The following is a 23,568-nucleotide window of genomic DNA, read 5'->3' on the forward strand; positions in this document are numbered from 1 at the left end:
CGATTGCTATTAATTAATAAGTAAATAAGCTAAAGCTCTGTAGCACCCACTTCATCTACTTTGCATACGTGAACAAAACCTAAGTCTGTTTGTAAATAATTATCTTCTAACCATAGAGCGAATTGCTCTGCTTGTTGTTGACTATCACAGACACAAAAAAGTGTCGGTCCTGAGCCTGAAATCCCTACAGCTAAAGCGCCTTGTGCAGTTAAATAATCACGAGAAGCTTGATATCTTGGTAATAAATTAGTGCGATAAGGCTCTGCAACTACATCCGTTAATACCGAGAATGCTTGGTCCTTGTCATGACGATGACATGCATCGACAAATGTTGCCAAGTTTTGACCATAACTGATAACGTCACTGCGGCTGTAATTTGTTGGTAAAACATCCCTTGCTGCTTTTGTTGATACTTCTATGCCCGGATATGCCATCACATAATAACAATCATCAAAGCTAGGTAAGCTGCGCGAAATGACATTTTCATCTGGCACCATCAATTGCAAACCACCTAAATAACAAGGCGCGACATTGTCGTAATGTAAGCTACCACTAATTTGTGCTTCCATTTGCCCAGTCATTTTTAATAACACATTTTCAGCAAAACTGAATTTTTGGTATTTAGCATAAAAAGCATTCAAGCCAGCTAACGCGGCAACAACAGAACAAGCACTAGAGCCTAAACCACTACCGACGGGCATTTTTTTGTCTAAAATAAGCTCTACGGCTACAGGCGTTTGTCCTGTATTGATTAATTCATTATTAAAAAGTAATAGGCAAGACCAAACAATATTATCTTCCTTGTTACTCGGTAATTTGTCAGCAAAGTTACCGATAACTGTGAGGCTATTTTCACTGCTTGAGCTTGCACTTACCTTAACTACATCACCTAGTAATGAACCATCAACGGGTTTTACTGCCAATCCTAAAACATCAAAACCGACACTGACATTGCCTATAGAAGCAGGGGCAAAAACCGCAACACTTGAGTTATTTGTCGACATTAGTGTTGCTGCTCCCATGCTAACGTTCTTAATAAATCGCCAAATACGCCAGCGGCAGTCACTGCTGCGCCTGCGCCATAACCACGTAAAACAAATGGCAGTGGTTGATAATAACGACTGTGAATAGCCAAGGCATTCTCGCCATCTTTAATACTGTATAATGGGTGGTCAATACCAACAGTCTCAATAGATACTTGGCATTTACCGTCAACGATATTACCGATATAACGTAATACTTTACCGGTCGCTTTGGCACTAGCAACACGTTCAGCAAAGTCACCATCAAGCTTAGATAAATTACTCATAAACTGATTAACATCACCACTAGCATCAAAATCGTTCGGTAATACTGACTCGATATTGATGTCTGACAGTTCTAATTGCATGCCAGCTTCACGTGCCATGATCAATAATTTACGCGCAACGTCCATACCACTTAAGTCATCACGAGGATCTGGCTCGGTAAAGCCATTTTCTTTAGCAATAGCTGTTGCTTCTGATAAAGACATGCCCTCTTCTAGTTTACCAAACATATAAGATAAAGAGCCTGATAATATGCCTTCAAAACGCTGTAGTTCATCACCCGCTTTAATCAAACTTTGCAAAGTATCAATAACTGGCAAACCCGCACCTACAGTAGTTTCATATAAGAAACGACGATTAGTTTGTTGTGCGGTAGTACGCAACTTTTGGTAATATTCCCAAGAATCTGTATTCGCCTTTTTATTAGGCGTAACAATATGGAAGCCTTCTGCTAAATAATCGACATAGCTCATTGCTAGGGCTTCATTAGAGGTTGAGTCAACAAAAACAGGGTTGATTAAATGATTATCACGGACAAACGCTTTCAGGTTTTCAACACTCACAGGTAAAACTTTTTCTGCTTTGGAAACAACTTCTTGCCAGTTATTTAAATCAATGCCTTCTTTGTCAAATACCATGCCTTTAGAGTTAGCAATACCGTAGACTTTTAATACAATATTTTGCTCTTTTAAGCTGCTTTGTTGGCGAGATATTTGTGCAATAAGTTCGCTACCAACAACACCACAACCAACTAAAAACACATCGATAGTTGGTTTGTGTGAAAAGAAATTTTGATGGCTGACTTTCATCGCATCCATACATTTTCTTTGCTCAACAACAACTGAGATACTACGCTCTGAAGAATCTTGCGCAATAGCAATCACATTGACACGTGCTTGCGCTAGTGAACTAAAGAACTTAGCCGCTACGCCTCGTTGATGATGCATACCATCACCAACTAAGGAGACTATTGATAGTTCGCCCTTTAATGCTAAAGGTTCAAGTAGGCCGTTTAACAGCTCTAATTCAAATTCATCTTGTAAGCTTTGTTTGGCACGTTCGCTATCACTTGAATAAATACAAAAGCTAATGCAATACTCGCTTGACGACTGGCTGATCATAACCAAGGAGATATTTTCTCTGCTCATGGTAGCAAAAACACGACTCGCCATGCCGACCATACCTTTCATGCCTGGACCTGAGACATTAACCATTGTTAAATCATCAAGGTTTGAAATCGCCTTAACACGTTTTTGCTGGTCATTTTCATTAGAAATTAAAGTACCTGCTGCACTTGGATTACTGGTGTTCTTAATTAAACAAGGGATATGATATTGCGCGATAGGACCTATTGTTTTTGGGTGTAAAACACTAGCACCAAAATAAGATAGCTCCATTGCCTCTTGATAAGATAAGTAATCTAATAATTTTGCTTCTTTAATATAACGCGGGTCGGCGTTATATACGCCGTCAACATCAGTCCAAATTTCACAACATTCCGCTTCTGCACAAACAGCTAATACTGCCGCAGAATAATCAGAGCCATTTCGACCTAGTGTTGTTACCTGTGGCATATCGCTGTTAATATCGGCATTAACACCGATAAAGCCCGGCATAAGAGCTACCTGGCTCAGATTACTATATTCACTTGAAAATTTATCTTTTGATAGCACTAAATCTGCTACCGCATTAAGCGAAGAATTATTGGTATATAAAAATTTTTCCGGATCTAATAAAGACACTTGTAACCCATAAGCTTGTAATACGGCATCTAAAATTGCCACGCTTAAGCGCTCGCCAGTACTGATAATACGAGCACGAATATGATCAGGGCAATACGTCAGTAAGGTAGCTCCTTGCATATAACGGGCAAGCTGATGCTCGTAATTGGTTAATGCTTGCTCACAATGCTGATTATTAAAATTACTAATACTTGCAGATAAATCGTCAATGATGGTGGTAATTGCACGTTTAAAATGACCTAAATCGGTTACCATTCTTGCCTCATCGCTAATATTCTCAGCCATGGCAACTAAGTGATTAGTTACACCTTGTGGTGCAGATACCACTATAGCGAGATTAGATGATTCACTTTGACCTTTGATAATATCGGCAACTTGACGAAAACGCTCAGCAGAAGCTAATGAAGAGCCACCAAATTTAAGTACACGCATGTTTTATTCCTTTGTAAAGAAACAATGAGTAAGAGGACTCTTATTCTCGTTAGGCGGTAAACCTTTGCGATAATATTAGAGCTAATACTCGTCATTGTAAGCATAAAAAAACCCGTAACCTTTTCAGGTCACGGGCTTCGATAAAATTGTTATTTTTTACACGTTAGCCAGCGACCGCCATCCTAATTCGGGTGGTGGTGGTAAGAATAGTAATAATATGGCTGCTGTTTATTTTCATAAGTCTAAAATGCCTTAACTTAAGATATCTGTCAATCATTAATGACAAAAAATATTAAATAAAACGTTATATTTTATGCATAAAAGTTAATTTATTGCTGGTTTATTGAATAAAACGTCAAAGAGAGGTTAAAGTTGATGTTAGTCGATTACCAACGTTTTAGCACAAATCGCGCTACAAACTTGGTTACGCCCCAAAGCTTTAGCTTGATATAAGGCCTCATCGGCTTTGGTTATTAGCTCTTCATAATTAGCTTCAGCACCATTAAGCTGTGTAACACCTAAACTTACGGTAACTTTTATTATCTCAGCATTATAATTTAAAAGCGTGGTGGCTATTTTGTCACAAATACGTTGTGCAAGTTCTTTTGCACCGGCTAAATTTGTCTCAGGTAGAATTATGGCAAACTCTTCACCACCATATCGCCCAAAAAGGTCTTCAACTCTTAAAAGGGAGCTAATTAATGCGCTCACTTCAATTAACACCATATCGCCACATTGGTGGCCATAATTATCATTCAGTAATTTAAAGTAATCTAAATCCAGCATTATTAATGATAATTTTTTATCATGACGGCGTGCTTTAGCATATTCTTGCGCTAATGACTCTTGCCAATGCCTGCGATTATAAATTTGCGTTAAGCCGTCTATTCGGCTCAATTGAGCAACTTCATCTAAGGCCTTTTGTAATTGACCTTGGTAATGGCAAACATCAGTGACATCTTCAATTAAGATACAAATATGTTTACTGTTATTTTCAATGATTATCGGTAGAAAAGTACAATTCTGTGCCATAAACTCACTATCTGTAGTGATAGGCCTAGTATGGGGCAATTCAAACAAATGATGTCTTTGCTCCCAAGAACAAAAACTTGGGGTATTTAATTGTAAAACAGAAGTCAGTTTGCGGGATAACCAACGTTCTGGTAATTCAGGAAAAGCTGAAAAAATTGATTGACCAATTATGTTGTCTACAATATTGTCGGTATGCACCTGTAAAAAACGATTCCAAAGAACAATGTTAAATCCTGCATCCACCACCAAAACCCCTGTATTAAGCTGATTAGCAATTTGACAGTTTATCTGCTTAAGCATGGATTCGGTTAAAGTTGATTCAGTGCTACATTTTTGGGTAAGGAGTGCATTTAAATCAAACACTAAAACTCAGCCAATATTCGATCAAGCACATTTTTGATATTGATGATTGCTGTTTCAGGAATCAATAAAATCATATTACAATTAAAAGAATAATCGGTAACTTGGTAGTTAATATTTACTTTTAACGCTAAATCCCAATTAAAGGTCATTTGTTGTAAATGTTCAGATATGCTGTTTTGTATACTAGGCAGTAATTTCGGCGCGTTGTATGACATTTGATTATCTATTTGCCCAGCAAATACATTCAAAAAAGTTGTCGTTAAAATCGAACTAATATCAATTAATTGCTCATCTTGAGATAATTCGTCGGGTTCATAACCAAGTAGATCTGCAATACGGCCAGAGTCTTCTTCTTGATACATTAATAACGCTTCACCTCTTATACCTTCATAACCAAAGAAACCTTGGCTAACAACTGCCATCGTATTTTGTTGCTGGCTCAAGGTTTGTATTAACTCTACAGCTGCAACGCTTTCTATACTAGGTACTTTCAAGTACACAAAGGTATCAAGATAACGAGCAAGTTGATCACTTGCTTGTCCCATTGCAATATTAATTAGCTCTTGCAGGCAATCTTGCTGGTCTTCAGTCAGGTGAAATTCACTCATAACAAGCCATGTTGTTGCAAGTGAGTAATTAAAATATCGGACTTTACCGGTTTACGTATAAACTCTTTCGCTCCTAAGGCTTTCACCTTAGATTGCATTTCAGGTTGAATATCTGCTGAAATGACAAAAACACTGCAATTAAGGTTTAATTTTTGTATTCCTTGTAAGACACCAATACCATCGATTCCAGGCATAGTGAGATCTAGAAATAAAACCTCCACGCTATTATCACGTAAAATGGTTAACGCTTCAGCACCATTACTCGCTGTTTGAACAGATGTTCGCCATTGCTCCGGAAGGCTTCTAAGCACTTGCTTTCTAGCCATATTCGAATCATCACAAATAAGCACCGATGGGCTCATAAAGGGAGGACCTTATTATTTTTTATTTTATTGCTCTTAATTTACCCTAAAAATATGTAATTGTTAATCAACAATTACATATTTTTAGGGTAAATTAAATTCACAAGGTCCTTAAAGGCTGATCTCGTCTATGAATATCTATGAGTAGACATTCTTTAGTGACTCACAACTCAAGGAAAAATAATAGAGGTAATTGGAGGTTAACCGCCAAGGATCAAAGATGCACAGACAAGAGATAGGTAAGCTGAGCTGATATAAACCATGGTAATTTTGATACTATGTAAATTAATTTTCATCACATTGCCTTTCAAATTTCAATAAAAAAGTAAAGTTAGTTCGTGAAAGTAATTATAATTCGTCGATACACAAAAAAGTGTAGTTAATGGTTGGTATTTTGTCTAAGTTCGTGACTAAGATCATGGATTTTGAGGTATTTTGTAATGTTTACAGAGGTTTTTTCCAGTATAACTGTGATTGATGGCTATTAAGCCATTGTTTAGCTATTTGATAATCAGGGCAATGTCTTTCAACCAGCTGCCAAAAATTTTTAGAGTGATCAAGATGCTCTAAGTGACATAACTCATGAACAACAACATAATCAATGACAAATAATGGGGTCATCATTAAGAGATAATTGAAACTTAACGCGCCTAGATTAGTACAGCTACCCCATCGAGATTTATATTGGCGGATATTCATGCTTGACGGCATCAGTAATGTTTGTTTACTAATAAGTTCAAGCCGCTGTGATATAACGTCTTCTGCTAACCGTTTAAAATAACCTTCTAGCTGCTTTTTAACTTGTTGTGCCTTAAGTGAGGAATTATTAAGGCGAACATTAATTTTCTCACTAATTATGACATTCAGCTGCCTTACCACTGGCTGTGTATGGCTTAAAGAAGTTACCTTTATCTCATTGAGATAAACAGCCGATTTTTTTGCTATAGATATGTTTAAACTGACTTGCTCACCTAGGTATAACAAAGATGAGCCTTGGCTATAATCACAAAAGTCGAGTGCACTTTGCTGTTCGACTAACTTTGCTCGTAGCCAAGCAGACTTTTCTTCGATAAAACTATCAATAAAAGTAGAGGACACGCTATAAGGGGCCCGCACCGTCACTTGACCATACTTAACCTGTAAGCTCAAGGTTCTTCTACGTTTACTTCGAATAAGTTGGTATTCAAACATCAAATATTAGCCACAATACATTGAAATTCAGTTAGCTTGCTGCACTTAACTTAACTTAACTTAACGGTAGTCGCTTTAACTTTACTTTTTTTAGCCTTAGGTACTGGGCCTTTATCGCTGGTCGATTTTGCTGAAGATTTGTCATCTCCCTCAATCACAGGCATAAGTTCGCCCTTATCCGTTGATTTTTTATCTGCTACTTTTGCCGGCTTCTTCGCTAATAACGCCACAAGAACTTCTTCTCTATGCTGGGCGAGGAAAATACTTAACTCTTCATTAGCGCTATCACTTAACTCTACCGAAGATTGAGAGAACATTTGGCTTAAGTTATCAGCCATATCCAACATTTTGTCATATTCATCTGCTGATTTCTTATCCATAAATGTCTTTGCCTCTACCCCGTTTCTAATTACTACAAACCGACTTTCAACTGCCATTAGTTTTCCCTATCTCTACATATGAGCTTAATAAACGCCCGTTATATAATTAAAATTAACGCATCAAGCATTAAATTAACTTTATTCCAATAATATAAGTCACAATAACACAGTCACAACAGAAAGCTGTATAAAAAACCAGTTAAAGTACGGTTTGGATTCAAACTTTCATAAAAACAAGAAAAATACGAGTCAGTTATCGCAAGACCAATCACTTCTACTATAAGTTTCGTATGTCAAAATACCAGCAAATGTAAATATTAATTTCACCTTATAACATTATTCATTGTTGAACAAACAAACAATCAATCACTTAGCAAATATAGAGTATTAATCGCCAGAATTTTCCTTACATCCTCGGTTCAAATGGTTACAACTTTTAACCAAAAACAGTCCACTATTATGTTGTGCCTTGCATAACTAAGCACGTTAAAACACTAACTAAATATAAAAACACTTTGGAGAATTACCATGACTACATTTAAAAAAACCTTATTAGCACTTGCCGCCGCTTTACCTGTTTTAGCTATCAGTCTACCTAGCCAAGCAGCAATTAGCCCATATATGGAAAAAGCCCTAATTGATGTTTGTAAAGCAGCCAAGAGTAACAGCCTTATTAAACTAAATAACACCACACAAGGATACAATTTAAAAAATAAAACTGTCGCCTTAAAGTTAATGTGTAATGGTGAAGATGTTATTAGTTTTGCTGAAAGCTATGGCGCAGATAAAACTGCAGCGAGACTTCAAAAAAGCCTTGGTAAAGTAAGCATTACTGATGTTGTAGCAATATCAAAAGTAAAAGTAACTTTTTAAGATGACGGCTAAATAAGAGCGCTCAACACTATATTTTTGAGCGTTCATATTTACTATTATCTACAGGAGAATGCTACTCACCAAATATTTTTTCAAACCAAGAACGTTTATCTTCTTTTGCTTGTAAACACTGCTTGGTAGTAAAAATACCCTTACGGATTGCCGGATAAATGACAGTATTTGCGCATGCATCTGTAACCGCATTACCCGTTTGTTGTTCAAATAAAGTGACTACTATCCCAGCAGGCTTTTCTTCGATTTTATTTACCACGCCTTGTTTTTTCATAAAACTTGCAAATAAAGGTAGCGCACCACTACTGCCCGTTAGCCCTGTTGAAGTATTATCATCTTTTCCTAACCAAGTAGTGATTAGATGTTTATCATCATAACCAATAAACCAGCTATCCCGCGAAGAATTACTCGTACCCGTTTTCCCCGCGACTTGCTTGTTATTTAAACGCCAAGTAAGTGATCTTGCCGTACCCACTTTAGTTACTTGTGCCAGAGCATAATCAACTAGATAAGCTGTATTGCCCGATAAACGTTGCTCGCTTATTAAGTTATTTTGCCATAAGGTCTCATTTTTTGGAGATAATATTTTAGTAATGGTATGACTCTTTTGTGAGTAACCTTTACCAGCAATGGGTAAATATAATTGATTAACGTCCAGTGGCGACATATTGATCGCACCTAAGAGCACCGATGGTCGCATCTGTAGTTTATGCATGTAACCTAATGCTTTAATGGTATCAGCTACGCTATCTAAGCCTAAGCTCATACCAAGGTTAATAGTGGGTATATTAAGGGAGTAAACTAATCCTTCAATTAAAGAAACCTGCCCTCGATATTTTCCATCATAATTTTTTGGTTGCCACTTCTTACCTGAGCCACTTTGTAAAGTGATTGCCTTGTCATCAAGAGGTGTTGCCAAGTTATATTGTTGATAACGCTGCAATGCAGTAGCGTAAATAATAGGTTTAATTAAAGAGCCTATATGACGTTTAGCATTGATGGCTCGGTTAAAACCCGCGTAACCACTTTCTCTACCACCAACTAGAGCCCGAACCTCACCACTAGCAATATCTGTGACTATCATTGCCACTTCTAAATCGCTTTGCTTATATTGTCGCTCAAGTAATGGTAATTGTTGCGCAACACTTTGCTCTAATAATTGCTGACTGCGATGAGAGAAACCGGTAAATACTTTGATACCCGATTTTTGGGTAAAACTAGACAAGTGCCGATTTAATTCAGCATTCACGAGTTGTAAATAGGCCGGGTAATTCTTTTTAGCTAATCGTCGATGGGATCTAACCGATAACTCAGACTCCGCAGCCAGCTCAAAATCAACTAAAGATAATAAGTGTTGTTCAAACATTAATCTAAGTACAAGGTCTCGACGTTCTTTAGCACGCTTTGGGTGTCGCCATGGATCGTAATAACTTGGCCCTTTCACTTGTGCTATTAACAGTGCCATTTGCGCGTGGCTTATTTCGTTAATGCTTTTGCCAAAATAAAACTGCGCAGCCAAACCAAAACCATAAACACCATTGGCATAGTTTTGTCCTAAATAGACTTCATTAATGTAAGCTTCAAGTAATTGGTCTTTGCTGTACCTCAACTCTAAAATCAACGCCATTAGTGCTTCTTTAATCTTTCGAGATAGGGTTCGCTCCCGACTCAAAAACATATTTTTAGCTAACTGCTGGGTTAAAGTACTACCGCCCTGAACCGTGCGTCCTGCACGAATATTATTAAATAGCGCTCGAAAAATACCAAGAGGTGAAATGCCATGATGGTGATAATAATCACGGTCTTCAATTAGCAATAATGTATCAATCAATTGACTAGGAACTTCTTCTAGCGACACCAGTACACGGTCTTCTTTATTATCAGGAACTAATCGTGCTAATAGTTTTGGCTCTAAGGTTACCCTCGCAACAGGTTGCTCATCAACGCTTAGAGTCACAACAATATCATTAACCACATCAATACTTAGCTGTTGTGCATGATTGGCGCTATCAACAAAATCAAAAGCACGTTGAAAAATAATTAATCGCTCTGCTGAGTGAGAAAACTCGCCAACTCTGGTAACGTAATTGACCTTTTTATAGCCATTAATAATTAATGATTGAGCTATTTCGTTTAGATCTACTCGTTCGCCTGGTTGTAACGTTCGTAATTGACCGTAAACCTGTACGGGTATATGCCAACGTTGACCTTCAAAAGTTTTCCTAACTTTTGCATCAAGGTAAATTGAAAAAATACCTAATGCAAAAATAGTGGCAATCATTAATTTCCCTAGGGTGAGCCCTATTCTACTTGATAATGACTTTTTCTTATCTGCTGGAGCGCTTTGCTTTTGTGTTTTATTTTTTGACATTTTCAATATGCTTAGTTATCTAACGTGACTATTCTTTTATATGACGTTTAGTTTTGTTGGTTGCCTTTGCATTGGCTGGGTCATCCGGCCAATAATGCTTAGGATAACGGCTTTTCATATCTTTTTGTACGGCTTGATAACTACCAGACCAAAATTTAACAAGATCTTGTGTCACTTGAATCGGGCGCTGTGCTGGTGAAAGTAACTCTAATAACAAGGGAACTCCCTGTTTTATTCCCGCAACGCCTTCGACAATACCAACATCTGGAGTTTGTGTTAAGCCATATAATTCTTGCATGGGTAATGAAACTTTGGGGGACCTATCTTGAGAGTAACTTATCGGGCAATGTCTGCCGGTAGGTCCTACATAAACAGTAGGTGCTGCTTTGCTTAATATTTTTTGCTCTTGGTAATTAAGCAAAGATAATAACATTTGTGACAAGTCTAACTTGGCTAATTGTGTTTTAGTTTTTATATCGCCAACAAAAGGAACAAACCATTTTGATAGTGCAGCTAATAAACTATTGTCATCAATAATAGCTAAGCCATATTCCGGAAAATACTTATTTAACCATTGCCAACGTGCCATAAGTGATAAATCTTTAGCCTGCCAAGGTAGAAAATCCAACCCTTTATTTAGCACTAACTCACACCACATAGCGCTAATAGTTTCAGTGGTCACTGCTTGTTTCAATGCTTGTTCGGATAAGACTATCGCACCTAGTGAGGTTTGCTTTCGGGCTATTATCCTACCGCTCTTGTCATCAAATTTTGCAATGTTTTTTTCTATGATTTTATCAGAAAACACCTCGTTAATTTCTGCTAAGCTAATTTGACTGGCTAATCGTATTGTTAACTTGCTATCACGTTGACTTGCCTGAGCTATAACAATAAAACTTTCATTGGCTAATACATCTTCTTCATGTATTGTCGCGCCTTTACCATTAACACAAATATAATCACCATGTTTGCTACGGGCCATGGCTACTCGTTCTGGATAAGCATAAGCAAGTAAAAAGCCTGCTTTTGTTAAATCCAATGATTTTATGTTAAACGATAATTTAACCTGCCGACTAAGTCGACTAGCTTGCTGTAAAATTCGAGTCAACAAGGGGATTCTATTACTTTTATCTTGTATAAGTAATTGTAACCGATGAGCTAAATCACAATCAAATTGTGCCTGTTCCCCCTTGAAAACATCACGTTCTTCGAGTGTCGCGGCAATTAAACAAGCTAAAATTTGTGCTTGCTGTCCATGGTTCTCTGCCATTAAAATCATATGAGCGAAACGTGGGTGGCAAGGTAATTTTGAAGCTTGCTCGCCATGCGCAGTTAATAATAATTTTTCATCTACTATGGTCAAACTTTTTAATTCTTGCCAAGCTTGTTGTTCTCTAGTGTTGCTAGGCAATTCTAATAATGGCAAATCAGCTAAGGTGGTTACTCCCCAACGCGCAGCTTCAATTAGCGTAGGTAGTAAATCTGCTTGTTGAATATCATTTACACTGTGCAAAGGCCTTCGCTCGAATTCATCTTTACCATATAAGCGGATACACTGCCCAGGCATTAAGCGACCAGCACGCCCTGCCCTCTGCACTGCGGACGCTTTAGAAATCTGTCTTTGCGTCAACTTGTCCATCAAACTAGCACTATCAAAAACAGCAACTTTTTCAAGGCCACAATCAATAACAAGTTCAATGCCATCAATAGTCAGAGAGGTTTCTGCAATATTAGTGGCTAAAACAATTTTCCGATACCCTTTTGAACATGGCGCTATCGCTTGTTGTTGCTCTTTTAGGCTTAATTCGCCAAACAAAGGGCAAACCTGTACAGCTTCAACTTGTTGGTTGCTTAAACGCTCAACTAAAAAACGAATATCTGCAATGCCGGGTAGAAAAACTAATACTGAACCGACATGGTTAAACATCTTATCTTTGATAACAGCAAGTGCGTGTTCCCGCCAACGCTGATGGTTTTTAGGGGCTTGATAAGTCACATCAACAGGGAAACTTCTGCCTTCACTGCAAAGCAGATGAGCATCAGGTAAAGCTTTGATTAAATACTCAGTATCCAACGTCGCTGACATAAGTAAGATTTTTAAATCATCACGCAGCTCGGTTTGCACTTCACGGGTGAGCGCAAAAGCTAAGTCCCCTTGCAAACTTCGCTCATGAAATTCATCAAAAACAACTAACGCAGTACCAGATAACTCGGCATCTTGTTGAATAATCTGCGTTAGTATACCTTCAGTGATCACTTCAAGGCGCGTATTTTTCGATACCTTATTATCGTTACGCAAGCGATAACCAACAGTTTCACCTACTTTTTCATTAAGTTGTGCGGCTAAAAAAGTGGCTATATTTTTAACGGCTAAGCGCCTAGGTTGCAGCAAATATATTTTTTTATTCACCAGACTGGGCAAGGTTAATAACCATAACGGTAAACACGTAGATTTACCTGCTCCAGGTGGAGCCGATAATATAAGGGTATTTTGCTCGTTAAGGGTTTGGCAAAATTGCTGCTTGATTTCTTCTATGGGTAGAGAAGTAGACACTTTCATCGATAAACTAACGTTATTAATACCAAAGCCGCATCATAACAACTATTACTTGCAGGGCATAATTAGATAAGCAATTGAACTTGTCTATAATGAAGCTAACTTTACCTAAACCCCTTCAAGGTGTCTCTATAATGAAAAAAACTCTCAGTAATATGGTTGAATTTTGTTTTTTAGCTGAGCCAACTGATGTAAATTTTGGCGGTAAGGTTCATGGCGGTATGGTGATGAAATGGATTGATCAAGCTTCTTATGCATGTGCAGCCAAATGGAGCAAACGTTACAGCGTCACCGTTTCTGCCAACGGCATACGCTTTATCCGCCCAATATTAGTCGGTCAAATGATCACAGTAACAGCACAAATAGTGCACACTGGTCGCAGCAGTATGCACATTTATGTGGTAGTGAGGGCTTGTGATCCAAAAGAGCATAGCTATGTAGTAACCAACCGTTGTTTTATTACTTTCATGGCAACAGATGAAAGTGGTTATCCAGTAAAAGTCAAAAAATTTGATCCGCAAAATGAAGAAGAGATAAAGTTAGAGCAAGTGGCCATGCACGCAAAAGAATTTGCAATTAAATTAGATCAAGACTTTGAAGAACAGCTTGGCTGGAAATAAAAAACCACGCGAGCCCAAGTGTTAACAGTGCTATGAGTAAAAATTAAAAAAAATTGCGTAAAAAGTTCATTAAAAACTTGTAAATATAAATATATCTGCTTACTTGGCAAGCTATTTAAAGGCTGTTATTACTAAACGTTCCACCTTAATTAATTATAGATTATCAAAAAGGATTAACATGGAATACGCCGCACATGGAAGTTATGTTATTGAGCAGAAAGATAATATTTTATTGGTGGACGCACAAGGACCATTTAATGAGATCACTGCTGAAAAATATCACCAAGATATTAAACAACTAACAGAAAAAATGACTGGCGAACCATGGGGCTCCCTCATTACCTTTCGAGGTAATAGTGTATTTACACCTGATGCAGAGTTGCAATTAAAAGAAACGACCCTGTATCGGCAAAAGAAAGGCATGATTGCCATTGCGGTGGTTATTTTAAACAGCGCCTACGCTGATATGCAGCAAATGCAATTACAACGCATCTATCACGATTGTCAGATAGAATTTCATGTATTTAGTGATAGCGAAAGTGCAACAACCTGGCTTAATGGCTTTATTGAACAAGCCAGCTTGTTAAAAAATAAACAACGAAAAACGACATTGGTTAATTAAAATAACTACGCCAACAAAAAACTACGTTATGATAAGCTTAACAGTTAATTAGCTCATTTTTAATATGATACTTCACGTAAAACCTGCCAAATTAATTAAGCGCTATAAGCGTTTCTTAGCCGACATAGAACTAAGTAGTCATGAGGAAACAACCATACATTGCGCTAATACTGGCGCAATGAAAGGCTGCGCTGAACCTAACGATACTGTCTGGTATAGTACTTCAGATAATAGTAAACGAAAATATCCATTTAGCTGGGAAATTACTCAAAGCCAAGCGGGTGATTTTATTTGTGTAAATACTTTACGTGCTAACCAATTGATAGAAGAAGCATTACATAAAAACGTAATTAGTGAATTAAGTGGGTTTGATTTATTACAGCGAGAAGTAAAGTACGGTAATGAAAATAGTCGCATAGACTTCTTAGCGACATTTAAAAATGCTCCCGATACCTATATTGAAGTAAAGTCTGTAACTTTATTAGAAAGTGGCCATGGCTATTTCCCCGATGCCGTTACCACTCGCGGTCAAAAACATTTAAGAGAATTAATAGATATGGTCAAGCAGGGGCATAAGGCTGTATTACTGTATGCCGTTTTACATAGTGGCATCAACGCTATATCTGTCGCGAGGCATGTTGATCCGACTTATGCTACATTACTCAAAGAAGCCCATATTGCTGGTGTTGAGATTCTTGCCTATAAAGCTGAATTTTCTCTTACTTCAGGGGTACTTGATTTCAATATATGTAAAAAAATTCCGTTTATTGAGCGATAATGATTGACTTATACTAGTAAAACTTGCTAAAAAAGCTTGCTCAAAATTTTTAAATAACTGTACAATAATTTCATTGCCATTAACTAATTGATATTATTAGATAAAATATTTATTTTCGCTAATTTGTTGATTTTTATCATGAGAGACACAATATAGTCCTGATTCATCGGGTCATATATAAAATATTGGCACTTACAACAAAGGCGCTCTACCATATAAAACGTGGTATATTAGTAAATCGCCTTGGTCTATGTAGCATTGGGAGAAAAGCATGCCAACAAAAAAACACAAGCCATTAGGTATTCTTGCATTAGCGGGCGTCGCCCCATATCAAGAAAAAGCCGGCGAAGAGTACATGGATGAGCCTCAACAAGAGCATTTTAAGAAAATTCTAGATGCTTGGCGCATACAATTACGGGAAGAAGTTGATCGCACCGTAATGCATATGCAAGACGAAGCAGCAAACTTTCCAGATCCTGTAGACAGAGCAGCTCAAGAAGAAGAGTTCAGTCTTGAATTACGTACACGAGACCGTGAACGTAAACTGATTAAGAAAATTGAAAAAACCTTACAGTTAATTGAAGATGACGACTTTGGTTTTTGTAAGTCTTGCGGAATAGAGATTGGTATTCGTCGTTTAGAAGCCCGTCCAACTGCAGATCTTTGTATTGAATGTAAAACGTTAGCTGAAATTAAAGAGCGCCAAATGGCTGGCTAATTCTTAGCTAACCTTAGTTCGATACATTTCAAATGCAAAACGTGCATATCAAGCGACCACAGGAGCCTAAACAGGTTATCCAATATCGTGGTCGCTTTGCTCCATCCCCCTCTGGTTTACTCCACTTCGGTTCTCTTATCGCTGCGTTAGCGAGTTTTCTTGATGCAAAAGCGTTTATTAATAAACGTGGTGAGCAAGGAAAGTGGCTGGTTCGCATTGAAGATATTGATCCGCCTCGAGAGCAAACAGGTGCCAGTACCGAAATACTCAAAACACTTGAAGCTTTTGGCCTACACTGGGATGAAACTGAGCTTTATCAAAGTAAGCAACGTTTATATTATCGTGAAATATTATCTGACTTAACGCAAAAAAAATTAAGTTACTTTTGCCAGTGTACTCGCGCAAACATTAAGGCTCTGGGTGGCATATATCAAGGTCATTGCCTTACCAAGAATCACCAACCAGAAGGCAGCGCCTTAAGGCTGATTAACCAAAACGGTTTACATCAATTTAACGACCTCTTTCAAGGTGACGTGGTTTGTAACCAAGCATTAGCCAATGAAGATTTTATTATTCATCGTAAAGACGGCTTATTTGCTTATCAGCTAGCGGTAGTAGCGGATGATATAGCCCAAAAAATCACTCACGTTGTGCGTGGCTGTGACTTACTTGAACCCACAGCAAGGCAATTGACACTATTTCAAACCTTCAATGATAGTTTTTTGAAATGTACTACACCACAATATGGTCATATCCCATTAGCAATAACCAATGACGGTTATAAGCTCAGTAAACAAAACAAAGCCCCTGCAATAAATAACGCAATACCTCAGCCTGCACTTATGGCTGCGCTAACATTTTTAGGGCAATCGCCATTGCCAGAATTAACCAACGCGAGTGTTGATGAAATAATTCAATGGGCAAGCAAACACTGGCAACGAAGTCTTGTACCCAAAGTAATTGAAATTAACATCGATTGATTAACAGAACTACAAGTTACTAAGCCTTGTTCACTAGAAAATAGTCAGTTAAATAACGACTAAAAACTGTTTCTAAAACTACTCAAAGGAAATATTATGTCTACAAGTACAGCAAACACTATTGTAATTACTGGCGCCAATCGCGGTATTGGTTATGCTATGGCTAAAATTTTTCAACAACGTGGTGATAGCGTTTATGCCCTTTGTCGCCAGAGTTCTGCTCAGTTAGATGCACTGGGCGTAAACGTGGTAGAGCAAGTGGACGTTTCTACACAAGCTGGCATTGATAAAGCTGTATCTGCACTTAGTGGCATTACTATTGATTTGTTGATTAACAATGCCGGTATTTTGCGCGACGAGCAACTTAACGACTTAAATCAAGAAACGATTGTTGAGCAATTTAATGTTAATGCACTTGCACCACTATTCTTAAGCCACGCGTTGTTAGATAATTTATCTTCAGGCAGTAAAATTGCCTTAATCACTTCAAGAATGGGTTCAGTCACTGATAATACTTCAGGTGGTCGTTATGGTTATCGCATGTCAAAAGCGGCCCTAAATATCGCGGCAGTATCCTTGGCAAGAGATTTAAGTGATGAAAGTATCGCTGTCGGTATTTATCACCCTGGTTATGTACAAACTGAAATGGTAAATAACAATGGCGTATTAAATAATGGCGATATCAGCGCTACGGTTGCTGCACAACGCTTAATTACCTTAATGGATAACTTAACCATGGCTGACTCCGGTGTATTTAAACACTCTAATGGTGAGACCTTGCCTTGGTAACCATAGCAAGTGGCATAATTTAAAGAAGAAAAAGCGAGCATTGATTCTCGCCTTTCTTTCTGAGTCAATTTTTTGCTGCATTTTCATGCTATTTATCCCGTCTGTTATTCTCTTTTGCCCTGCACTGTTATATCATTGCGCCACTATTTAATGTCTGTCTTAAAGGCCTGTGACTATCAAAAGCGTTATTAATTTATGCAAAAGAGTTTTCTCCAAAAAAGTGAGTAAAACTGCGGCAAGAACGACCCCTAAAAAGAACGCTAAAAAAAGCGCGAGCAGTAATACTAAGCCTGCAACTGCATCCTTTGATAATCCATTGATTTTCTCGCGAGATCAGCACCCTGTTTCACGTCAATTATTGAGCCCAAGTGCACTTAAAGTATTATATCGTTTAAATAAAGGTGGTTTTGATGCTTATCTTGTTGGTGGTGGTGTTCGTGATATCTTATTAGGTTTAAAGCCTAAAGATTTTGATATTGCGACTAACGCAACACCTGATGAGATTAAAGCTTTATTTAGAAATTGTCGCTTAATTGGCCGACGTTTTCGTTTAGCACATATTGTTTTTGGCCGAGAAATTATTGAGGTTGCCACTTTTAGAGGCCATCACGACAATGCATCTGAGCAAGAGAAAGGCTGCAAGAAAACCTCAAAACAAAGTGAAGACGGCATGTTATTGCGTGACAACATCTACGGCAGCATAGAAGAAGATGCCGAGCGTAGAGACTTCACCATCAATGCTCTTTATTACTCGACTAAAGACTTTAAAGTATACGATTTTGCCAATGGCGTTCAAGACGTCAACGATAGAGTTATTCGCTTAATTGGCGACCCCGAAACTCGTTACCGTGAAGATCCAGTACGCATGTTACGTGCGATTCGTTTTGCTACTAAGCTCGATATGCAAATATGTGATGACACAAAAGCGCCAATTAAAGAGCTATCTTCATTAATGGCCAATATTCCTGCGGCGCGTTTGTTCGAAGAATTCTTGAAAATGTTCATTTCAGGTAAAGCTGTTGCTAACTTTGAACAGCTACGTAGTTATAACTTGTTTGGCTACTTCTTCCCCGCTGTTGAACAAGCACTTAACCAAGAATCCCAAGAACAAGATTTTTTACTCGCCTTTATTAAGTTAGCGATGGAAAATACTGACAAACGCATTAATAACGATCAACGGGTAACACCGGCATTTTTATTCGCTGCCATGCTTTGGTATCCCTTACAAAAGCATATCCAACAAATTAAAGTCACTACGCAACTAACTCCACAAGATGTGTTTTTTGCCGCATTGAATGAAATAATGCCAGAGCAACAGCGTAGTATTGCCATACCTAAACGTTTTCAAGCTGTTATTAAAGATATTTGGATCCTGCAAGAGAAGTTAGCTCGCCGCGATGGCAAACGAGCTTTTAAAACATTCGAGCATCCTAAATTTAGAGCCGGTTATGACTTTTTGTTACTACGTGCACAAATCGAAGCAACAGCTGAATTAGTTGAGTTAGCGCAGTGGTGGACAGACTTTCAAGAAGTATCAAATGAAGCCCGCTTACAAATGATCAAAGGGGTTAAATCTCCGCAAGGTCCAAAGCGACGTAATCCGAAAAAACGCCGTAAGCCTAGTGCAAAAACAACGGAATCATAAGTAATAGCTGATGCAACAAAAAACCATTGCCTATATTGGTTTAGGTAGCAACTTATCAGATCCAAAAGTACAGGTAAGCAATGCGGCTAAAGAAATAGCTGATATTACTAATTGTAGGGTCATTGCACTGTCGTCTTTGTATTTGAGTAAACCTATGGGTCCTCAAGATCAAGACGATTATATCAACGCGGTAGTTTCCTTAGAAACCAGTTTATCAGCACTTGATTTGTTAAACGCCTTACAGAAAATCGAAAATTCAGCGGGCCGTGTGCGAAAAGATAACCGCTGGGGCGCTCGAATTCTCGATTGTGATATTTTATTATATGGTAATAAAAATATAGACAATGAGCGCCTAACTGTTCCTCATTACGGCATGACAGTGCGTGAGTTTGTCTTACTGCCACTGGCAGAGATTGCGCCGAATCTATCATTACCTGATGGTACATCAATCAGCTCACTTGCTAGCGAAATCAATTGCAATGGCATAGTAAAACTATAATATTGCCATAATAACTATTTAACTAATAAATATTGAAATCCTAAATATTAGCAATACAATCCTTAGCACTATAATTAGCACTAACAGCTTATAGAAAATTGATTAATAAGCTCATTAACCTATTCGGAAAACCCATGGCTAAAATAACGACGGCAAGCTTGCTAAAGATGAAGCAACAAGGCGAAAAGATATCAACAATTACCGCTTATGATGCCAGCTTTGCAAAGCTCTTTGACCAAGCAGGTATACACGCGATACTTATTGGTGATTCTTTAGGTATGGTATTGCAAGGCCAAGACAGCACATTACCTGTATCAATCGAAGATATGGCTTATCATACCCGATGCGTAAAACGCGGCGTTGAAAAAACACTCATTATCGCTGATATGCCATTTATGAGCTATGCGACAACAGAGCAAGCAATGTCAAATGCCGCATTGTTAATGCAAGCCGGTGCTAGCATGGTAAAAATTGAAGGTGGCGCTTGGCTTAACGGAACCATTTCTGCTTTAGTTGAGCGTGGCATCCCAGTATGTGCTCATTTAGGTTTAACGCCACAATCGGTCAATATTTTTGGCGGCTTTAAAGTTCAAGGCCGTGAAGATGATAAAGCTGAACAAATGATTGCAGATGCCAAAGCACTCGAAGCTGCTGGCGCGCAATTATTGGTGCTGGAGTGCATTCCTGCAAGTTTAGGTCAGGCCATCACTAAAGCACTTACTATTCCAACCATTGGCATTGGGGCAGGTAAAGATACTGATGGACAAATTTTAGTGATGCACGATGCCTTAGGCATTGCCTGTAATTATATGCCGAAGTTTTCACGCAACTTCTTAAAAGATACCGGCGATATAAAAAAAGCGGTTGAGCTGTATATCAGCGAAGTGAGCTTGGGTAACTTCCCAGCTGACGAACATATCTTTAAATAAGTATTAACAAATACCGTGATAAGCAATAATTAAATACGTTATTGGTTAAGTTACATACTTAACATTCGAAAAAAAACACTAAATAACTATAAAAAAACAAGATAAGCTTATGAAAACAGTCAGTAAAATCAGTGAATTACGTGCACAAGTCAAAGAATGGCGCCAGCAAGGTTTAACAGTGGCCTTTGTGCCAACTATGGGTAACTTACATGCTGGTCATATTTCTTTGGTTGTTGAAGCGCACAAACATGCCGATAAAGTTGTTGCCAGTATATTTGTTAATCCCATGCAATTTGGCATCAATGAAGATATCGACAATTACCCTCGCACCATGGACGAGGATCAGCAAAAATTAACAGCTGCGGCTACCGATTTACTCTTTACGCCAACACCTGACATTATATATCCTCAAGGTTTAGCTAAACAAAGCTTTGTTGAAGTACCTAATGTCTCTGACGGTTATTGCGGTGAAAGTCGCCCTGGCCACTTCCGTGGTGTTGCCACAGTAGTTTGTAAACTGTTTAATCTAGTTCAGCCGGACGTAGCTTGTTTCGGTTTAAAAGATTATCAGCAAGTACAAGTGATTCAAACTATGGTTGAAGATTTATCCATGCCAATCACCATAGTACCCGTAATAACCAGCAGAGAAGAAAGTGGTTTAGCGTTAAGTTCGCGTAATGGTTATTTAACCGCGGATGAAAAAGCTATTGCACCGGCCCTGCAGCAAAATTTGCAATGGCTCAGTGAGCAAATAACTGCAGGTTTTGCTCAACAAGACAGTATCGACTTTATTGGCTTAGCAAAACAAGCTGCCAAGGCCATTAATCACGCGGGTTTACACACCGATTACTTACACGTATGCCACGCACAAACATTACAACCTGCAAGTGAAGATGATACCCAGCTAGTCATTTTAGCCGCTGCACATTGCGGCAAAGCGCGCTTGATTGATAACTTACAAATCAACCTAATCTAACGATTTTGATTAACTGTACAAACATACCTAGCCTACTTCCAAGGCTAGGTCATTCAAAAATCATAGTAAAATAAACACCTTGGTAACCCTCCCCGATACACTTATTTTATCAATGATAGCTAACCTCAAATAAACACATGGCTAATCCATATTGAATCAAATATCGTTTTGAATAAGTCAAATACCGGCTCTATTAAGTTTTTTATATTGTTATTTGCAGGAAAAACAAAAAAGGTGCTCGATTGATCTATAGTCGGCTATAAATAATTGGCGTAAGACAAGAACTAAAATAAAAGATTTTTAGCGCTTCTTTTAGCGTCATAAAAGTTTTTTAAATTAACTAAACCAATGCAAAGCAGAGTTGTTATAACAAAAGGGGCGGTCAATGCTGGTAAGGTTAAGAGTTCAAACAACCTAGTGAGTAAAACTGAAACTAATACAGCTAAAGTAATCAACCATGGTTTTGCTGGGTAACGATCAGAAAGTGCGATAGCGACAAGACAGCTATTAAAGCCATAAAGCCCCATTATAATTTTTTCTTGAGGAAAGTTTAAACCAGTGGCAATCAATAGACTCGTGAACGAGCCAAACAATGCCCAAGCCGCTACTTTTCTAGCATGGATGAATAAAGCACAGAAAAAAAACAGCCCCGAGAGCCAATAGCCTTGTAGCATTACTTGACCAATACCTCGCATGCTTGCTTGGAAATAGTCGATAACAGTAGCGGTATTATTGCCACCGAAGTACCCTTCATCTAGGCTATGACTGACAATAATGGTTAATTCAGTATATTCAATAAATAGCAATATCAGCCAAGTAGAGAGAATAAAAGGCGTAGTAAAAGCAGGAATTCTTGCCATCCTAGTCAACGTAAAATGCATTAACACCGTGGAGAAAGCACCGCCAAAAATAACCATTAAAGTAGAAAAAAAACTAACGGGTAAAAAATAAAAAACAGCAACACCTACAAGTGCGGCATTAAAACCATACAAACCATCTTGTACCACTGTTAAGTCAAACTGCCATAATTTAGCGACAGCTAATGCTGATATTATAGCTAGGGTGATGCCGAGCAGCATAGTAGTTGAATTTAAAGCAATGCCGAGCAGGAATAACAAACCAGTAATAGCGTTACCTTGCAGCATAACTTGGCCACAGCTACGTAAAAAACTTTTATAAAAATGTTCGAAAGGGAATGTCATGAAGCTTATTTTTTGTTGTACGCGACCATAAATTCAGTAGCGGCTGCTAGAAAAGTCCATGGAATTAGATTGTTGTATAGCTAATAAAACTTATATTTTTAGCCACTAATACCATTAGTGGCTAATATTTTTAATTAATTGCGAGAAATATACTCTAACGTAGTGATCACTTCTTCAACAGTGGTCGCCCAAGCTTGAGCCGTGGCATCAACTTCTTTTAACGGGTGAATAATATCTTCACTATGTAAGGTTATATAAGGTTTATTAAGTGCAGCGCAATAACCCGCGTCAAAAGCAGCATTCCATTGTTTATATTTATCACCAAAACGAATTACAGCAATATCACAACGCTCAATTAATGTTTTGGTTTTCATTGCATTTACTTTGGCTGATTTATGATCTCGCCAGAACTGCTTTTCTTCAGCGCCGAGGTGATCACCAGCACTATCGCTTGTTTCATGATGAGTTACTGCAGAAGTAAAAGTAATGTCTAAGCCACTCTCTTGGCAGCCTGAAATAATTTTTTCACGCCAATCTGTGTGAATTTCTCCGGAAAGATATACTTCTAATTTCATAACAA

22 protein-coding genes are annotated in these 23,568 nt (G+C 38.1%); 11 read left to right on the top strand and 11 right to left on the bottom strand.

Going from position 1 to position 23,568, the window contains the following annotated elements:
- Positions 1–29: 29 nt before the first annotated feature.
- The 7 genes from thrB to GAB14E_RS06505 form a co-directional block, all read right to left on the bottom strand.
- The gene (thrB, locus tag GAB14E_RS06535) at positions 30–1,004 is read right to left on the bottom strand and encodes a homoserine kinase (protein ID WP_033083459.1); all 975 of its coding nucleotides are present in this window, start codon (positions 1,002–1,004) and stop codon (positions 30–32) included.
- Positions 1,004–3,481, bottom strand: coding sequence for a bifunctional aspartate kinase/homoserine dehydrogenase I (gene thrA, locus GAB14E_RS06530; protein WP_033083395.1), 2,478 nt, complete (start codon positions 3,479–3,481; stop codon positions 1,004–1,006). Before thrA ends, thrB begins: the two co-directional genes overlap by 1 nt.
- Before the next feature lie 378 nt (positions 3,482–3,859).
- The gene (locus GAB14E_RS06525) at positions 3,860–4,876 is read right to left on the bottom strand and encodes a GGDEF domain-containing protein (RefSeq protein ID WP_052093888.1); all 1,017 of its coding nucleotides are present in this window, start codon (positions 4,874–4,876) and stop codon (positions 3,860–3,862) included.
- Positions 4,876–5,484 carry a hypothetical protein gene (locus GAB14E_RS06520; RefSeq protein ID WP_033083396.1) on the bottom strand — a complete coding sequence of 203 codons (609 nt, stop codon included), beginning with the start codon at positions 5,482–5,484 and terminating at the stop codon, positions 4,876–4,878. Before GAB14E_RS06520 ends, GAB14E_RS06525 begins: the two co-directional genes overlap by 1 nt.
- Positions 5,481–5,846 (bottom strand): response regulator, encoded by a 366-nt coding sequence (locus GAB14E_RS06515; protein ID WP_033083397.1) that lies wholly within the window; start codon positions 5,844–5,846, stop codon positions 5,481–5,483. Before GAB14E_RS06515 ends, GAB14E_RS06520 begins: the two co-directional genes overlap by 4 nt.
- Before the next feature lie 444 nt (positions 5,847–6,290).
- On the bottom strand, positions 6,291–7,037 hold the full coding sequence (locus tag GAB14E_RS06510; protein ID WP_033083398.1) for a M48 family metallopeptidase: 747 nt from the start codon (positions 7,035–7,037) through the stop codon (positions 6,291–6,293).
- 50 nt (positions 7,038–7,087) lie between these two features.
- Positions 7,088–7,474, bottom strand: a complete 387-nt coding sequence (locus tag GAB14E_RS06505; protein WP_033083399.1) for a YebG family protein — start codon at positions 7,472–7,474, stop codon at positions 7,088–7,090.
- Between the two features lie 471 nt (positions 7,475–7,945).
- Here GAB14E_RS06505 and GAB14E_RS06500 point away from each other — a divergent pair, with 471 nt between their 5' ends.
- On the top strand, positions 7,946–8,290 hold the full coding sequence (locus tag GAB14E_RS06500; RefSeq protein ID WP_033083400.1) for a DUF3718 domain-containing protein: 345 nt from the start codon (positions 7,946–7,948) through the stop codon (positions 8,288–8,290).
- A gap of 73 nt (positions 8,291–8,363) precedes the next feature.
- Here the strand turns inward: GAB14E_RS06500 and mrcB are convergent, their stop codons facing one another.
- Both mrcB and hrpB read right to left on the bottom strand, forming a co-directional pair.
- On the bottom strand, positions 8,364–10,673 hold the full coding sequence (gene mrcB / locus GAB14E_RS06495) for a penicillin-binding protein 1B (RefSeq protein WP_033083401.1): 2,310 nt from the start codon (positions 10,671–10,673) through the stop codon (positions 8,364–8,366).
- A 28-nt stretch (positions 10,674–10,701) separates the two neighbouring features.
- The gene (hrpB, locus tag GAB14E_RS06490) at positions 10,702–13,233 is read right to left on the bottom strand and encodes an ATP-dependent helicase HrpB (protein WP_033083402.1); all 2,532 of its coding nucleotides are present in this window, start codon (positions 13,231–13,233) and stop codon (positions 10,702–10,704) included.
- Between the two features lie 131 nt (positions 13,234–13,364).
- Between hrpB and GAB14E_RS06485 the strand changes: the two genes are divergently transcribed.
- From GAB14E_RS06485 to panC, 10 genes are all read left to right on the top strand, one after another.
- Entirely contained in the window at positions 13,365–13,850 is a 486-nt protein-coding gene (locus tag GAB14E_RS06485; protein WP_033083403.1) for an acyl-CoA thioesterase, read from the top strand.
- 178 nt (positions 13,851–14,028) lie between these two features.
- Complete coding sequence (locus tag GAB14E_RS06480) at positions 14,029–14,472, top strand: hypothetical protein (protein ID WP_033083404.1); 444 nt, start codon at positions 14,029–14,031, stop codon at positions 14,470–14,472.
- Positions 14,473–14,536: 64 nt separating this feature from the next.
- Entirely contained in the window at positions 14,537–15,250 is a 714-nt protein-coding gene (gene sfsA, locus GAB14E_RS06475; protein WP_033083405.1) for a DNA/RNA nuclease SfsA, read from the top strand.
- Positions 15,251–15,521: 271 nt separating this feature from the next.
- Positions 15,522–15,968, top strand: a complete 447-nt coding sequence (gene dksA / locus GAB14E_RS06470; protein WP_033083406.1) for an RNA polymerase-binding protein DksA — start codon at positions 15,522–15,524, stop codon at positions 15,966–15,968.
- A 32-nt stretch (positions 15,969–16,000) separates the two neighbouring features.
- The gene (gluQRS, locus tag GAB14E_RS06465; protein ID WP_052093890.1) at positions 16,001–16,948 is read left to right on the top strand and encodes a tRNA glutamyl-Q(34) synthetase GluQRS; all 948 of its coding nucleotides are present in this window, start codon (positions 16,001–16,003) and stop codon (positions 16,946–16,948) included.
- Positions 16,949–17,044: 96 nt separating this feature from the next.
- Complete coding sequence (locus GAB14E_RS06460; RefSeq protein WP_033083407.1) at positions 17,045–17,737, top strand: SDR family oxidoreductase; 693 nt, start codon at positions 17,045–17,047, stop codon at positions 17,735–17,737.
- Positions 17,738–17,957: 220 nt separating this feature from the next.
- Positions 17,958–19,382: a polynucleotide adenylyltransferase PcnB gene (gene pcnB, locus GAB14E_RS06455; RefSeq protein WP_081967864.1), complete on the top strand. Its 1,425-nt coding sequence runs from the start codon at positions 17,958–17,960 to the stop codon at positions 19,380–19,382.
- A gap of 10 nt (positions 19,383–19,392) precedes the next feature.
- On the top strand, positions 19,393–19,881 hold the full coding sequence (gene folK, locus GAB14E_RS06450) for a 2-amino-4-hydroxy-6-hydroxymethyldihydropteridine diphosphokinase (RefSeq protein ID WP_033083408.1): 489 nt from the start codon (positions 19,393–19,395) through the stop codon (positions 19,879–19,881).
- A 134-nt stretch (positions 19,882–20,015) separates the two neighbouring features.
- A complete protein-coding gene (panB, locus tag GAB14E_RS06445; protein WP_033083409.1) occupies positions 20,016–20,810 on the top strand; it encodes a 3-methyl-2-oxobutanoate hydroxymethyltransferase in 795 nt (264 codons plus the stop codon).
- Between the two features lie 109 nt (positions 20,811–20,919).
- Positions 20,920–21,786 carry a pantoate--beta-alanine ligase gene (gene panC / locus GAB14E_RS06440; RefSeq protein WP_033083410.1) on the top strand — a complete coding sequence of 289 codons (867 nt, stop codon included), beginning with the start codon at positions 20,920–20,922 and terminating at the stop codon, positions 21,784–21,786.
- Between the two features lie 284 nt (positions 21,787–22,070).
- On the opposite strand, the gene GAB14E_RS06435 is transcribed toward panC, so the two are convergent.
- Positions 22,071–22,988: an urea transporter gene (locus tag GAB14E_RS06435; protein ID WP_052093891.1), complete on the bottom strand. Its 918-nt coding sequence runs from the start codon at positions 22,986–22,988 to the stop codon at positions 22,071–22,073.
- 134 nt (positions 22,989–23,122) lie between these two features.
- Positions 23,123–23,563 (bottom strand): YtoQ family protein, encoded by a 441-nt coding sequence (locus GAB14E_RS06430; protein ID WP_033083411.1) that lies wholly within the window; start codon positions 23,561–23,563, stop codon positions 23,123–23,125.
- Positions 23,564–23,568: the final 5 nt, after the last annotated feature.

Source organism: Colwellia psychrerythraea (genome assembly GCF_000764185.1).
Taxonomy (GTDB): Bacteria; Pseudomonadota; Gammaproteobacteria; order Enterobacterales; family Alteromonadaceae; genus Colwellia; species Colwellia psychrerythraea_B.

What these genes read in the sequence shown, in the direction of transcription:
- GAB14E_RS06485 (WP_033083403.1), top strand. Translation starts at nt 13,365, where the DNA reads ATGAAAAAAACTCTCAGTAATATGGTTGAATTTTGTTTTTTAGCTGAG.
- thrB (WP_033083459.1), bottom strand. Translation starts at nt 1,004, where the DNA reads ATGTCGACAAATAACTCAAGTGTTGCGGTTTTTGCCCCTGCTTCTATA.
- folK (WP_033083408.1), top strand. Translation starts at nt 19,393, where the DNA reads ATGCAACAAAAAACCATTGCCTATATTGGTTTAGGTAGCAACTTATCA.
- GAB14E_RS06435 (WP_052093891.1), bottom strand. Translation starts at nt 22,988, where the DNA reads ATGACATTCCCTTTCGAACATTTTTATAAAAGTTTTTTACGTAGCTGT.
- GAB14E_RS06480 (WP_033083404.1), top strand. Translation starts at nt 14,029, where the DNA reads ATGGAATACGCCGCACATGGAAGTTATGTTATTGAGCAGAAAGATAAT.
- thrA (WP_033083395.1), bottom strand. Translation starts at nt 3,481, where the DNA reads ATGCGTGTACTTAAATTTGGTGGCTCTTCATTAGCTTCTGCTGAGCGT.
- GAB14E_RS06505 (WP_033083399.1), bottom strand. Translation starts at nt 7,474, where the DNA reads ATGGCAGTTGAAAGTCGGTTTGTAGTAATTAGAAACGGGGTAGAGGCA.
- panB (WP_033083409.1), top strand. Translation starts at nt 20,016, where the DNA reads ATGGCTAAAATAACGACGGCAAGCTTGCTAAAGATGAAGCAACAAGGC.
- GAB14E_RS06460 (WP_033083407.1), top strand. Translation starts at nt 17,045, where the DNA reads ATGTCTACAAGTACAGCAAACACTATTGTAATTACTGGCGCCAATCGC.
- dksA (WP_033083406.1), top strand. Translation starts at nt 15,522, where the DNA reads ATGCCAACAAAAAAACACAAGCCATTAGGTATTCTTGCATTAGCGGGC.
- GAB14E_RS06430 (WP_033083411.1), bottom strand. Translation starts at nt 23,563, where the DNA reads ATGAAATTAGAAGTATATCTTTCCGGAGAAATTCACACAGATTGGCGT.
- GAB14E_RS06510 (WP_033083398.1), bottom strand. Translation starts at nt 7,037, where the DNA reads ATGTTTGAATACCAACTTATTCGAAGTAAACGTAGAAGAACCTTGAGC.
- GAB14E_RS06515 (WP_033083397.1), bottom strand. Translation starts at nt 5,846, where the DNA reads ATGAGCCCATCGGTGCTTATTTGTGATGATTCGAATATGGCTAGAAAG.
- mrcB (WP_033083401.1), bottom strand. Translation starts at nt 10,673, where the DNA reads ATGTCAAAAAATAAAACACAAAAGCAAAGCGCTCCAGCAGATAAGAAA.
- panC (WP_033083410.1), top strand. Translation starts at nt 20,920, where the DNA reads ATGAAAACAGTCAGTAAAATCAGTGAATTACGTGCACAAGTCAAAGAA.
- GAB14E_RS06520 (WP_033083396.1), bottom strand. Translation starts at nt 5,484, where the DNA reads ATGAGTGAATTTCACCTGACTGAAGACCAGCAAGATTGCCTGCAAGAG.
- GAB14E_RS06500 (WP_033083400.1), top strand. Translation starts at nt 7,946, where the DNA reads ATGACTACATTTAAAAAAACCTTATTAGCACTTGCCGCCGCTTTACCT.
- sfsA (WP_033083405.1), top strand. Translation starts at nt 14,537, where the DNA reads ATGATACTTCACGTAAAACCTGCCAAATTAATTAAGCGCTATAAGCGT.
- hrpB (WP_033083402.1), bottom strand. Translation starts at nt 13,233, where the DNA reads ATGAAAGTGTCTACTTCTCTACCCATAGAAGAAATCAAGCAGCAATTT.
- gluQRS (WP_052093890.1), top strand. Translation starts at nt 16,001, where the DNA reads ATGCAAAACGTGCATATCAAGCGACCACAGGAGCCTAAACAGGTTATC.